This is a genomic window from uncultured Moraxella sp., assembly GCF_945873075.1.
GTDB lineage: Bacteria > Pseudomonadota > Gammaproteobacteria > Pseudomonadales > Moraxellaceae > Moraxella.
In genome coordinates, this window is the sequence record NZ_CAMCBS010000035.1 from 1 (window position 1) to 13,633 (window position 13,633).

Below are 13,633 nucleotides of genomic sequence, written 5' to 3' on the forward strand. Positions count from 1 at the left end.
ATTTGTGAAAAAGTTGGGGGATTTGGGGGAAAGTTTGTAGGTGGTTGATTTTGTTGTGGTTTTTGTTTTATTAATAATTGATGTGATATTACAAATATTTATGCTCTGTAAGCCTTGTGTGATGTTTCTTGTACTGTTATTACAGTTATACCACCAAGTTACCCTATTTAAGTAAGTATTAGCACTTATAATTAACTTATTGATTTTATTCACTTTGGAGATTGATTATGATTTGGACTTTGATTGTTGGTGCATTTGTCGGTCTTTTGGCTCGTATGATTAAGCCCGGTGCTGACAGCATGGGTTGGATTTTGACCATCATTCTCGGCATTGCTGGTGCTTATGTCGGCTCGTATATTTCTAATTTCTTTGGCGTTAATGCCGAGCAAGGCTTTAGCTATTTGGTGTTCTCTGTCATTGGCGCGATGATTATTTTGTTCATCTACGAATTATTGCTTGGTAAAAAGAAATAAGTTGGTCAAACTCATCAAATAACCATGTTTCACATGAAACATCAGCGGATGATTTGATGGGTTTGCAAATCGATGATTTGGCTTGGTTTGCTAAAATTCAGACTCTGCGTATCTAAATAAGCGACTTGATGACCAAAATAAGCCTGTGCCTGAGCTAAGCTTTGGGCGGGTGATTGACCCGATGGGTTGCAGCTGGTGGATACCAAAAATCCATAAGGGTTATCATCCGTAGTCAGCTGCTGACACAGTGCCTTGAGCACAGGATGTGGAGTGATGCGTACTGCTAGCGTGTCAAATTCACCGGTTAAAATCTTAGGTAGATTTGCTTGCTTGGGTACAGGAATTAGCCAAGTCGTCGCCTGCTTGGCTACAATCATCGCTGTATCATCAAGTGCGGCAAGCTCATGTAAATATCGCTGGCTGGCATCAGTTGGCAGCGCACCAAATAATGGGCGCAGTTTTTCGTGCGTATCAGTCAGGACAATCAATCCTTTGCCGATATCTCGTGATTTTAGGCTGATAATTCGCTCTAACGCCACTTCATCAAAGGCATCACAGCCCAAGCCCCAGACGCTCTCACTTGGATAGGCAAGTACGCCATGAGCTTTGAGCGACTGCGATACTTGTGCAAGTTCGTGTGCTTGATAGACTTTATACTCTGGCATAACGACCGCCTACCTGCTGTATTAAGCCTAAAATCTCAAGTTCCATCAATGCCGCTAGCAGCTCGCCCACACCTTGACCACTTGCCATCACCAGCGCATCAATATCCATCGGTACATTCATCAGCTGATAAATAGCTTGTAAATGCTCGGGGACATGGGTATTCATCGTGGATGCTTGGGCAGGGCTGTATTGGGTATTTTTGGGAATGGTTTGATTGATGGTTAAGCTTTGTACAGTCTCTACATCGGTATAAACTGATACACCCTGGCTAAAACTTTTTGGCAAGGCATTAAAAAATTCGCCACTTTGATTACTCAAATCCTCGATAATCTGGTCGGGATGATACACAAGCGTCGCCCCTTCGCGAATCAGATGATGGCAACCTTCGGCATTGGCATTGTCAATACGACTTGGCACGGCAAACACTTGCTTACCCTGCTCGGCTGCCAAGCGTGCAGTGATGAGCGAACCACTTTGTAGTGCCGCTTCTGTGACGATGGTCGCCATCGATAGACCTGCCACCAAGCGATTGCGTCTTGGAAAGGTATGCTTGCTTGCCGGTGTCGATGGCAGCAGCTCACTGATGAGACAGCCACCATCTTGGATGATTTGTGCAAATAGTGCATTGTGATTGCGTGGATAAATGACATCAATGCCCGTGCCCATCACGCCGACCGTGCGACCAGCGAGACTTGCCATCTGTGCGAGCGCCCCCATATGCGCCTGACGATCAATACCCTGCGCCAGACCACTGGTAATGCTAAACCCTGCCTGCACCAAGTACTGCGCCATATCAAAGGTGATTTTTTGGGCGTGCTCGGTTGGATTGCGACTGCCGACGATGGCGATTTGCTTATCATTGAGTCTATCAATATTACCCCGATAAAATAACACAGGTGGCGGGTCGTATAATTCTGCCAATGCCTTTGGGTAATTGGCATCACCCACAAAGCTCATCGCATAGCTACCAAGCGCCACTTCGTGAAACACCTTTTGTACAAAAGCAATCACATCAGCACTATCCTGCCATCGCTTTTGGTGTGCCGCATGAATGGCAAGCTGTTGCCAACTTGCCACATCGCCAAGTAGCGCACTTTTGGCATCACCAAACTGCGCCGTAAGCTTATAATACGACACCAAAGAAGTATTGGTCACATACCACAGTGCCAATACCGCCTGTGTATCCGTCAGCGCTTGATAGGACATGGTCAATTAGCGTGGGCTAACGTGCGTTTCGATCAGTTTTGCCACCGCTTGTGCGTCATTGGCGACGACAGTCACAAACTGCGGTTTGTCTTCTAGTCCCACCGTGTGCGCAGGGCGTGGTAGCTCAATCGCACCCACAGCTTCATGCATGGTCTCTTCAAACTTCGCAGGTAGTGCCGTTTCGGCGACGATGATTTTTTCGCCCGCTTTGGCGACTTCTAAGGCCACCTTGACACCATCGGCAGTATGTGGGTCAATCAGACGATTGGTCTGCTCATAGATGGCTTTGATGGTGGTTAGGCGGTCTTGATGGGTTGATTTGCCTGCAACAAAGCCAAATTTTTGTTGTGCATAATTAAGTTTATCTGACAAATCAAACCCTTTGCCACTGCGTACATCATTGAATAATTGAGCGACTTTTTCGCCATCATTATCCAACAGATGATAAACAAAACGCTCAAAGTTCGATGCTTTTGAAATATCCATCGATGGGCTTGATGTCACATAAGTCTCGCTTGATGTGCGTGGGGTATATTTGCCCGTGTTAAAAAACTCATTGAGTACATCGTTTTCGTTAGTCGCCACAATCAAGCGGTCAATTGGCAAGCCCATTTCGCGGGCGATATGACCTGCACAAATGTTGCCAAAATTACCCGATGGGACGCAGAAACTCACCTTTTGTGCATTGTTTTCGGTCGCTGCAAAATACCCTTTAAAGTAGTACACAATCTGCGCAAGGATACGACCCCAGTTGATTGAATTGACCGTGCCCAAACTATATTTTGCTTTAAAATCAGCATCTTCTTGCAGGGCTTTGACGATATCTTGGCAATCATCAAACATCCCTTCGACAGCGATGTTATGGATATTGGCATCATCTAGGCTGTACATTTGCGCACGCTGAAACGCACTCATCTTGCCATGTGGCGACATCATAAATACTTCGATGTTTTCTTTGCCGCGCAGGGCGTATTCAGCAGCACTGCCTGTGTCACCAGAAGTTGCGCCAATGATGGTCAAACGCTCGCCTTTTTGCTTGAGCACATACTCAAACGCATTGCCCAAAAACTGCATTGCCACATCTTTAAAAGCAAGTGTCGGGCCATTTGACAGCTCAAGTAATGATAGCGTATCAGTCAGCTTAGCCACAGGGATGATATCAGCCGTGCCAAATGCTTCAACTGTGTAGGTATTATTAATAATCTGACGCAAATCATCACTTGGGATATCAGTTGCAAACAGCGACATAATCTCATAGGCAAGCTCGGTATAACCAAGTGTACGCCATTTATCTAAGGTCGCCGCATCAATCTGTGGCAAAGTTTGTGGTAACATCAAGCCACCATCAGGCGCAAGTCCCATCAAAAGCACATCACAAAATTGCATCGGTGCGGTCTGACCACGAGTGCTGATATATTGCATAATATCTCCGAATTTTTTTAAATAAGTTTTGTTAATTTTAACACAATTTTGACAAAATGAATCGCTCAATTAGCATCTATTTTCAATCTTGATGACAAATCGTATCAGCTGATAGCCGACCAAAATACAGCATCAAGATGGCAGCACACCCTTTTGTAATTTGGCATAATAAAAGCCATCGCCACCACCTGCATCTAGCGGTAGGCACTGATAGCCGATTTGCTGGGCGAATTGATTGTCAAGTGATAAGGCCAATGGCAATACTTTGGCATCTGGATGGCGATTCACGAAGTTGAGCATTTGCGTTTCGTTTTCTGCCTTTAGTAGCGAGCAAGTGACATACAGCAGTACGCCGCCTGCTTTTAGGTTTTTCCAAGCATTGTCCAAAATCTTGGCTTGCAGCGCCACCGTACTTGCGACATCCGCTTCTTGGCGAAGTAGCGCAATATCAGGATGTCTGCGAATCACGCCCGTCGCCGTACAAGGCGCATCAAGCACAATCACATCAAAGCCATCGATGCCGACATCGCTCGACTGCCAAGCTGTGCCGTCCGCCGTGATGACCTGTACAGATTTATCCGCCAAACCCAATCGCTCAAGATTTTGTTGCACTCTTTGTAAACGCTTGGCGTCATTGTCAATCGCCACCAGTTGTTTCATGTGAAACATCTCAAGCAGATGCGTCGTCTTGCCACCTGGGGCGCAGCACATATCAAGCACCACCGCATTCGTTGGCATATCATCCATCAACAGCCAAGCCGATAACTGTGCGTGCAAATCCTGCACGGTGACATAGCCATCGGCAAAATGGGGAAGTTCTGCCACCTTAATCGGTGCATCCAAGCGAATCGACTGTGCACCACTTGCGCCCAGCTCAACCACAGAATGCGCAATGCCTTGTTTTGTGAGCAACGCCGAATAGTCAGCTATCGAGCATTTTTGCGGATTGACACGGACAAAAATACTCGCAGGCTCTCGCAGTGCCAAACCAAGTGCATCATAAGCATCCACCCAATCTTGCTTGAGCTGTTTGGCAAGCCAATTGGGCAAGCTGTGATTTTTGCTGACTTTTTTGGCGTATTTTGCATTTGCTTTGGCAACTTTACGCAAAATCGCATTCACAAGCCCTGCGCCATACTCCTTATCCAACGCTTTGACCGCCTGCACCGTGTCATTAATCACGGCATAATCGGGCGTATTCATATATAAAAGCTGATATAAGCCAACATTTAGCGCCGCAAGCAGCCCTTGATCAGTAGGCATTTTTTCAATCAAGCTTTCGTTAATGCGGGTCAATGCCCACCATTGGCGCAATGTGCCTAGCAAAAGCTGATGCACAAACCCCCGATCAGCATCATCTACCGATTCAAGCAATACATCCAGCAGAGACGAAAGCGACTGACCTTGTAGAATTTCTTCAATAATCAAAATAACTTTCGCACGAGATGACAGCTTTTTATTGTGCAGTTTTTTAAAAATTTCACTCATCAAAAATCATCTCAAAAATATCGCCATCATTTAGCTTATTTGAATTAGCAATCTGTTCAGCAGTCAATGGCTTACCGCCCGGCCACTGCATCGAAGTGATGTTAATCAAATGCTGCACACCTACACCATCTGTTCCACATGAAACTAAAATAGCATTTTTGCCCACACTGATGACCTTACCCGCAGGCTCGCTAGTCACTTGATCAAGCTTGATTGGCAGGGCGCTAGTCACCTTAATTCGTTCGCCATGCAGATGCGTATAAGCAGGTAGCGCACGGATTTGTCTTTGGATGCTAACGGCATCGTTTTGCCAATCAATTTGCCCGTCTTTGCTGTGGATCTTTTCGGCATAATTGGCAAGCGATTCATCCTGCACCACTGCATTTGCTTGATATGTAGGCAGATCTGCAAGCACGGTTGCAACAGCTTCACCACCAAGCACAGCAAGCTTATCATGCAGACTTTGGGTAGTGTCCGTATCAGTTATCGGGCATTCTAGTTTGTACAGCATATCGCCCGTATCCAGCCCTTGTGCCATCTGCATGATGGTGATGCCTGTGGTGCTATCACCCGCCAAAATCGCACGGTGAATCGGTGCTGCGCCACGCCATCTTGGTAATAGCGAGCCATGAATGTTCAGACAGCCAAACCGTGGGGTATTGAGCACACCCAATGGCAAAATCAACCCATAAGCTGCCACCACCATCACATCAGGCTGATAAGATGCCAAAGTTTCACGTGAAACTTGACCATCTTCATGCTTAAGGCTAAAGCTGACAGGCTGCTCAACTGCGATACCATGCTCCAGTGCCACTTGCTTGACCGCTGACGCTGTGACTTTTTGACCACGACCAGATTTGCGATCTGGCTGTGTATAGACAGCGACAATCTCAATATTCAGCACATCTTGCTGCTTGATAAGATGTCTTAGACTAACCGCAGCAAACTCAGGCGTACCCGCAAAAATCACACGCAGTTTATTTGCTGATTTATTCAATGTATTCATCAATCACCAATTTTGTTAGATATAACTTAATAGTTAAATTTTATATAAGTATCGACATTTAATCAGTATTAATAACAAATCATTATCAAAAATTCAAATTTTATGATTGGAAAATTATCAATATCTGATTAAAAATTACAAAGCAAATCCGCTCTTAATCAGTAGCTCTTCGGTAATATTGCTCACAGGTTTAGGCTCGGCTTGTGTGCGTGATAATAGCAATCGCTCCAAATAGCGTGCCACCAAATCCACTTCGATATTCACCAAAGCACCCACCGACCAGTGACGAGCAATATTGGTTCTCTCAGCGGTATGTGGGATGATGTTTAGACACACCAAATTTCGCTCAGGCTTGATGGCGTTGGTTGTCAAACTGATACCATCAACCGTGATAGAGCCCTTATCCGCCGTGTAACGCATCAGCTCACTTGGAATTTCGATTTCAATATAAATCGAGCGGGCGTCTTTGCTCAGATGTCGTACCACACCCACGCCATCGACATGACCTGCGACAATATGACCGCCAAATCGAGTGGTTAGCAGCATGGCTTTTTCAAGATTGAGCGTATCGCCTGCACGCCAATTTTTGAGTGCAGTTTTGCTCAGCGTTTCTCGAGACACATCCACCGAATAGCTCTTATCACCAATTGATACCACCGTCAGACAGATGCCATTAGATGCAATTGAGTCACCAAGCTTGACATCGCCAAAGTCTAGGTCGGGTGCGTGGATGACTAACTCAACATCACCGCCGACAGGATTGATGGCTTTAAGCGTACCGGTTGTTTCTATGATTCCTGTAAACATAATAATCTCTATATTATTCTGTGGATAACTTTTATGGTGGCAAAGCTTGTCTTTACAAGGTAAAGTCAATAGCTTAAGTTATCCACAAGGTGTTTTTTGTTATTCAATCTTGGATTGATTTTCAAATTTATCATTAAAAATCAATATTTTATATAATACACACAAGGATTATATCATCAAGATAATGAAGTTATCCACAGTTTCACATGAAACATTTTTACTGTCAGTTAAGCAGTATTTTGCCATTTTAAAGCCTGTGGATAAGTTTTTATTGATAAGTAATAATTTATTCAATTATCAAATAATTCTTGTATAAACTTGACGGATGTCGTTGCCGATTTGACAAACTTCATTCAGTCGATAGCGGTGCTGTAGCGATAGCTGATCGATAGTGATATCAAACATCGGCTTGGTGCTTGTACCCAAAATGCACGGCGCTTGATAGACAATCAGCTCATCGACAAGATCAGCTTGAATAAACGCACCAGACAGCGTCGCACCTGCCTCAACAAGCACATCATAGCACTGATGCACTTGCACAAGCTCATCAAGTAGCTGCTCCAATCCCCCTTGCCAAAGTAGAGTGTCCGGATGCTTGAGTGCTTGATACTCATCATTGGCATCGATTCTACCACGGCGATCAATGACAACGATCTTTGGCTGCGGCATCATCTCCGATGGCACGCCAAGCTGCGCACTACGCACATTCAGCGCTGGATTATCAGCCATGATCGTACCTGAGCCTGTGATGATTGCAGCGCTTTTGGCTCGCAGTCTTTGTACATCTTCTCGAGCAGGCGCACCTGTAATCCACTTGGATTCGCCTGTCGCCATCGCTGTGCGTCCATCAAGGCTTGCGGCGACCTTGAGTCTGACATAGGGCCTACCTGTTTGCATCGCTTTTAAAAAGCCCAAATTCAGCTGTCTTGCCTCATCAGCACACACGCCGACCGCCACATCAATGCCTGCATCTTGCAGTTTTTTGATACCATTGCCTGCAACTTTTGGATTGGGGTCAAGCCCTGCCACAACCACTCTTGACACGCCTGAGCCAATCAGCGCATCAGCACATGGCGGTGTGCGACCCGTGTGGCTACATGGCTCAAGCGTCACATAGGCTGTCGCTCCCTGTGTGCCGTGCGTACTCGCCGCTCTGAGTGCAAACACTTCGGCGTGTGGCTGACCTGCCTTTAGGTGAAAGCCTGTACCGATTATTTTGCCATCTTTGACAATCACACAGCCCACCGCAGGATTGGGACGGGTGGTGAACTCACCTTTTTTTGCCTCAGCAATCGCAAGGCTCATATAGTACACATCTTCGTGCGTGAAAGTGGTATTTGACATCATGCACCTTCCGATGTATTGGCAGTTTTTGGCAGATTAATCTTATCAAGCTCCGCCTGAAATTGTCCAATATCCTGAAAATCACGATAGACACTCGCAAAGCGTACATACGCCACATCATCAAGTGCCTTGAGCTCGCCCATGACAATCTCGCCAAGCTGCTTACTGCTCACTTCTCGCTCGCCTGTCTTACGCAGCGCCTGCTCAATACGGCTGATACTCGCTTCAACGGCATCGGCGCTGATTGGGCGTTTTTGAAGTGGTAGGGCGATAGAACGGCGAAGCTTGGCTTGGTCATACGGCTCAATGCGCCCGCTAGATTTGATGATGCGTGGCATCACCACTTCATAAATCTCAAAAGTTACAAATCGCTCACCGCAGGAAGTACACTGACGGCGACGGCGAACCTGCGCCCCCTGAGCAGCTAAGCGTGAATCGACAACTTTGGTATCTTCATCATTGCAAAATGGGCAATGCATGATTCATCCTTATGGTTGATAATTTAAAATTTATTAATCAAAATCAAATTTGGAAAAATTTTCTATCATTTTAATTGATGAAATATTCTTCACAAGATACCTATTTACCAATACAAAAACTGGAGAAAATCTTACCCAATAGCTCATCAGCACTGACTTGTCCTGTAATCTCACCCAGTGCTTGCTGAGACAGTCTTAGGCTTTCAGCAACCAATTCGCCTGCATGATAATACACTAGTTGCTCGTGTGCTTCTTGGGCATATTGGTGAGCACGCTTGAGCGCATCGATGTGTCTGGTGCGTGCAATTAGGCTATTTTCTGGTGGATGAAAGCCGACTTTATCACCAAGCACCTGTATCAGCTCATCGATGCCTTGTTTTGTTTCACATGAAACATAGACATGGCTTGGCTGTTGGGATTGTTGATTGCTTGTTTCATGTGAAACAGTTTGATTATCTGTCAATAAGTCGCATTTGTTGGCAACCATAATCAATTTTTGATCCAAAATCGCCTGAATATCACCATCCACACCCACCGAAAACAGCTCTTTGGCAAGTGCAATCGGGTCTGTCTCACAGCTAACATCATAGACCATCAACAGCACATCAGCTTTATTAATCGCATCACGAGCACGAGCAATACCGATTTGTTCCACTTTATCCGTAGTGTCACGCAGTCCTGCCGTGTCGGTCAGATGCACGGTCAAGCCGCCAAGCACAAGGGTTTCTTCAAGCGTATCTCGAGTCGTGCCTGCAATGTCCGTCACGATGGCACGCTCTGTACCTGCTAGACGGTTAAGTAGGCTTGATTTGCCCGCATTGGGCTTGCCAGCAAGCACAACATGAACGCCATCTCTGAGTAGCTGACCTTGCTTGGCGGTCGCCAAAATCTCGTCAATGCCTGATAGCACCTGATTGAGTCGGGTTTCAATCACGCCATCGCTCAAAAAATCCACATCCTCTTCGTCGGGGAAGTCAATTGCCGCTTCTACATACAATCTTAGATGTGTCAAGTCATCTACTAAGCCATTGATTTTATTAGAAAATTCACCAGTCAATGAACGGATGGCGCTGCTGGCCTGTGCAACTGAAGTAGCGGCGATGGCATCACTGATGGCTTCGGCTTGTACAAGATCGATTTTATCATTTTCAAAAGCACGCAATGAAAACTCACCTGCGGTCGCCTGCCTTGCTCCGAGTTCAAACAGGCGATCAAGCAGTAGGTTTTGTAGCACCATACCGCCATGCCCTTGCAGCTCCACCACATCTTCGCCAGTGAATGAATGCGGTGCCTGAAAATAAATCACCACCCCTTCATCAATGATGCCATCAGCACCAAAAAACCCACCAAAATGTGCATATCTGGGCGTCAACTGCTCACGGCGAGTGATGGCACAACCAATTTCATAAGCGCTCTTGCCAGACAGACGAATTACCCCCACACCCCCTTGCCCAATGGGTGTGGCAATGGCGGCAATTGTCGGCTGCTGTTTTAGTTGTTTGCTTGTCATATTAAATACTGATGCTAAAGTTAACCTTTTATTTTATCACTTTTATGATTATAAGGGGAAATTTTACAAGTAAATTCTCATAAAAAAAATCCCGCAAAGCATCACTTTGCGGGATAACAGACTTGGACAATTAAAATTAGCCACGAGCCTGCATTTGTTTTTCAACACGCTTATTCACGATGTGCTGATGTGTCATGCTAAATAGGTTATTCACCGTCCAGTATAGCACAAGACCTGCTGGGAACCACAGCATAAACACCGCAAACACCACTGGCAAGATTTTCATCATTTTTGCCTGCATTGGGTCGGTAGGCTGCGGGTTCAATAGCTGCTGTACAAACATGGTCACACCCATAAAAATCGGTAAAATAAACCATGGATCCATCGCAGATAGGTCAGTAATCCAGCCCATCCACGGCGCATGGCGAAGCTCCACCGACTCAACCAGCATCCAGTACAAACCTAGGAAAATCGGCATCTGGATTAAGATTGGTAAACAGCCTGCCATCGGATTGACTTTTTCGTCACGATACAACTGCATCATCTCTTGGCTCATCGCCATGCGGTCATCGCCGTGCTTATCTTTGAGTGCTTGTAGTTTTGGTGCGATGGCACGCATTTTCGCCATTGAGACATAGCTTTTGTTTGACAGCCAAAACAGGGCGATTTTGATAATCAAGGTCAAGACCACGATTGACCAGCCCCAGTTACCGATGAATTTATGGATATTATCCAAGATGGTAAATAGCACTTTTGAGATTGGCCAAAGCAGACCATAATCCACTGTCTTATCCAAACCTTCAGCCACAGGCGCAAGCTCTTTTTGGACTTTTGGGCCAGCGTACAAGGTGCTGTCTAGCTCGATTTGCTTACCGCTTGCGACAGTAACTGGTGTCTTATAGCCGATGTAGTTTTCGTTTGCCGTACTGCGACTAAAGAAAGTGGCGCTGTAATTTTTTGGCGTCCAAGCAGAAACAAAGTAATGCTGTACAACGCCCACCCAGCCTTTGTCGCTTGTGACATTAAGCTCGCCATCATTAAAGTTGCTAAATTTTAGCTTATTATACGGCTCATCAGGCGTACCCCAAGCACCGCCCAAATAGGTCGCCATGCCCATCATGCCTTTGTCAGACAAGCCCGGGTCAGCGCTGTTGTCACGCTTAAGCTGAGTGTATAGCTCACCCGCCCAATTATTAGATGAAGTATTGGCGATGGTATGCTTAACCGCAATCGGGTATTGATCTTTGGTAAAGGTATAAGTCTTGGTGACGCTAATGCCGTTGTTTTCGTAAGTCAGCGGGACAACCAGCGTATCGCCCGTCATCTGATAGCTGTCTTGGGCGGCGCTATATTTGGCACGGCCATTTGGCGTATCCACACCATCACCCACCACCATCGTTTGGGCGACATAGGTGCGAGCGCTGTCGCTTTCGAGTAGGACAAATGGCTGATCGCTACCTTTGGTTGCAGGGTATTGCTTGAGCGCTGCATAGACGATATCACCACCATTGGTATCAATCTTGATATCATAGCGATCTGTTGAGACGCTGATCAGCTTGCCATCAGCACTTTGGGCAGCTGTCGCCACACCTGCCACCGCTGGCACATCGCCAGTTTGCGCAGCAACCACATCACCACCACTGGTCTGTGTTGCCACAGGCTGTGTCGCAGGCTGTCCTGCATAATCATCACGCCAAGCAAGCACCAATAAATACGAGGTGATTAGCATCGCCACGATGATTAAAATCCGAAGAATTTTTTGCATAGAGATAAATCCTAAATATGCCAAAGACACCACAAACCCAGCGGTTTATAGGTCAAAACCATGAATTCCTTAAATAAACCCTTTATTGTACTAAAAAAGCAGTCAAAATCCTAGATTTTATTGCCAAGACCTTGATTTTTTGGGTAATTTCATCCACTAAGCGTGCTTTCGTAGATAGATATTCAGCCGCGAACCATAAAATAGACGATCCACATATACCCCACGCACCTGTGCCAGCCACTCAATGGCGGTAGGCTGATACCGCCAGCGATACAACGGCAACGGCACAAAATCCACCCCAGAGCCACCCCAAGGATGACAGCTAGCCACACGGCGTATGGTCAGTAGCAGCCCCCGATAAGCACCATGCCACAAAATCGCCTGCCGACCATAGCTTGAGCAAGTTGGATAATAGCGACATCTGGGTGCTATCATAGGGCTCAGATATCGCTGATATAGCCGAATGACAGCTAGCAGGAAATTTTTTATCATATCTAATCAATTCACCAACAATCAACTTGGCTTGCTTGGATACATCTTTTTAAGTTTACTAAACATAACAGCGAGCTCGGCACCGATGTCATATGTTTTGTCATAGCGTTTTTTGACAATCAATACCAAATCCACATCAGAAAGCCCGGATTTATTCAATCGAAACTGCTCGCGTGTCAGACGCTTGAGACGATTGCGGTCGGTGGCGTTTTTCAGCTTTTTTTTGGTGATGGCAAGCCCAAGTCTTGGTAGAGCTTCACCTTGAGCGACGAATAATAACAAATGCTCGCCGTGAATTTTTTTGATTGGTGCATCAAATACTGCTTGGAACTGCGCAGGTGTTAATAAACGGTCTTTTTTTTGGAAACAAACATCACTAACTGTCATTTGGCATCCATAAGTACTGGGTAAATGGCTCATTGTAGCACGGCTTTGATAAGATGATGGCACTTTTGGGTGAAAAAATGGGCAAAAAAAAGCACCGACAATGTGTCAGGTGCTTATTTGCATCCGATGTGTAATTACACAGTCAAACGATGACGACCTTTAGCGCGGCGACGAGCCAAAACTTGGCGGCCTTTTTTGGTAGCCATACGAGCACGGAAGCCGTGAGTACGCTTGCGTTTTAGAACGCTTGGTTGAAATGTACGTTTCATAATTCACCTTAAGATGTCGGCATTACAAGACTGTAATGACTTGGGTTGTCGTCAGTAGCCAAAGCCGCCAAACGACCAATTTTCAATTAACTAGTTAATGGTTTTCGCACAAAAATGACGAAAATCTTTTCGATTGTAGCAAATTTTAATCCAAAAATCAATCATGGGGATAAATAAATTTTTGGTCGATAGTAGATATGCTGAATTTTTTGGCTAAATTTGGGTGCTGTAAAATCATCTCTTGTACAGCGATTTTATCGTTTGTTATAATGCGAAAAGTTTGCAAATCAAGACTTTTTTGAAAAGTTATCCACAGATT

The 13,633-nt window shown here is 45.6% G+C and carries 14 protein-coding genes; 1 reads left to right on the top strand and 13 read right to left on the bottom strand.

Annotated elements, in window-relative coordinates:
• The first annotated feature begins 227 nt into the window (after positions 1 to 227).
• A complete protein-coding gene (locus Q0N89_RS08980) occupies positions 228 to 473 on the top strand; it encodes a GlsB/YeaQ/YmgE family stress response membrane protein (RefSeq protein ID WP_294035551.1) in 246 nt (81 codons plus the stop codon).
• 41 nt (positions 474 to 514) lie between these two features.
• Here Q0N89_RS08980 and Q0N89_RS08985 read toward each other — a convergent pair whose 3' ends face one another.
• From Q0N89_RS08985 to rpmH, 13 genes are all read right to left on the bottom strand, one after another.
• On the bottom strand, positions 515 to 1,138 hold the full coding sequence (locus Q0N89_RS08985) for an L-threonylcarbamoyladenylate synthase (RefSeq protein ID WP_294035553.1): 624 nt from the start codon (positions 1,136 to 1,138) through the stop codon (positions 515 to 517).
• Positions 1,125 to 2,345, bottom strand: a complete 1,221-nt coding sequence (gene dprA / locus Q0N89_RS08990) for a DNA-processing protein DprA (RefSeq protein ID WP_294035555.1) — start codon at positions 2,343 to 2,345, stop codon at positions 1,125 to 1,127. Before dprA ends, Q0N89_RS08985 begins: the two co-directional genes overlap by 14 nt.
• A gap of 6 nt (positions 2,346 to 2,351) precedes the next feature.
• Entirely contained in the window at positions 2,352 to 3,767 is a 1,416-nt protein-coding gene (thrC, locus tag Q0N89_RS08995; RefSeq protein WP_294035557.1) for a threonine synthase, read from the bottom strand.
• Positions 3,768 to 3,899: 132 nt separating this feature from the next.
• Positions 3,900 to 5,255 (bottom strand): 16S rRNA (cytosine(967)-C(5))-methyltransferase RsmB, encoded by a 1,356-nt coding sequence (gene rsmB / locus Q0N89_RS09000; RefSeq protein ID WP_294035559.1) that lies wholly within the window; start codon positions 5,253 to 5,255, stop codon positions 3,900 to 3,902.
• Complete coding sequence (fmt, locus tag Q0N89_RS09005; RefSeq protein WP_294035561.1) at positions 5,248 to 6,261, bottom strand: methionyl-tRNA formyltransferase; 1,014 nt, start codon at positions 6,259 to 6,261, stop codon at positions 5,248 to 5,250. Before fmt ends, rsmB begins: the two co-directional genes overlap by 8 nt.
• 135 nt (positions 6,262 to 6,396) lie before the next feature.
• Entirely contained in the window at positions 6,397 to 7,068 is a 672-nt protein-coding gene (locus Q0N89_RS09010) for a riboflavin synthase (RefSeq protein ID WP_294035563.1), read from the bottom strand.
• A 297-nt stretch (positions 7,069 to 7,365) separates the two neighbouring features.
• Positions 7,366 to 8,412 (bottom strand): bifunctional diaminohydroxyphosphoribosylaminopyrimidine deaminase/5-amino-6-(5-phosphoribosylamino)uracil reductase RibD, encoded by a 1,047-nt coding sequence (ribD, locus tag Q0N89_RS09015; RefSeq protein WP_294035565.1) that lies wholly within the window; start codon positions 8,410 to 8,412, stop codon positions 7,366 to 7,368.
• Positions 8,412 to 8,891 (bottom strand): transcriptional regulator NrdR, encoded by a 480-nt coding sequence (gene nrdR, locus Q0N89_RS09020; protein WP_294035567.1) that lies wholly within the window; start codon positions 8,889 to 8,891, stop codon positions 8,412 to 8,414. The genes ribD and nrdR overlap by 1 nt, the downstream gene beginning before the upstream one ends.
• Positions 8,892 to 8,991: 100 nt before the next feature.
• Complete coding sequence (gene mnmE / locus Q0N89_RS09025; protein ID WP_294035569.1) at positions 8,992 to 10,401, bottom strand: tRNA uridine-5-carboxymethylaminomethyl(34) synthesis GTPase MnmE; 1,410 nt, start codon at positions 10,399 to 10,401, stop codon at positions 8,992 to 8,994.
• A gap of 136 nt (positions 10,402 to 10,537) precedes the next feature.
• Positions 10,538 to 12,166 carry a membrane protein insertase YidC gene (yidC, locus tag Q0N89_RS09030; protein WP_294035571.1) on the bottom strand — a complete coding sequence of 543 codons (1,629 nt, stop codon included), beginning with the start codon at positions 12,164 to 12,166 and terminating at the stop codon, positions 10,538 to 10,540.
• Positions 12,167 to 12,322: 156 nt separating this feature from the next.
• Complete coding sequence (yidD, locus tag Q0N89_RS09035; RefSeq protein WP_294035573.1) at positions 12,323 to 12,658, bottom strand: membrane protein insertion efficiency factor YidD; 336 nt, start codon at positions 12,656 to 12,658, stop codon at positions 12,323 to 12,325.
• Positions 12,659 to 12,679: 21 nt separating this feature from the next.
• The gene (gene rnpA, locus Q0N89_RS09040; RefSeq protein WP_294035575.1) at positions 12,680 to 13,045 is read right to left on the bottom strand and encodes a ribonuclease P protein component; all 366 of its coding nucleotides are present in this window, start codon (positions 13,043 to 13,045) and stop codon (positions 12,680 to 12,682) included.
• Between the two features lie 134 nt (positions 13,046 to 13,179).
• Positions 13,180 to 13,314 (bottom strand): 50S ribosomal protein L34, encoded by a 135-nt coding sequence (gene rpmH / locus Q0N89_RS09045; RefSeq protein ID WP_003662232.1) that lies wholly within the window; start codon positions 13,312 to 13,314, stop codon positions 13,180 to 13,182.
• Positions 13,315 to 13,633 lie beyond the last annotated feature (319 nt).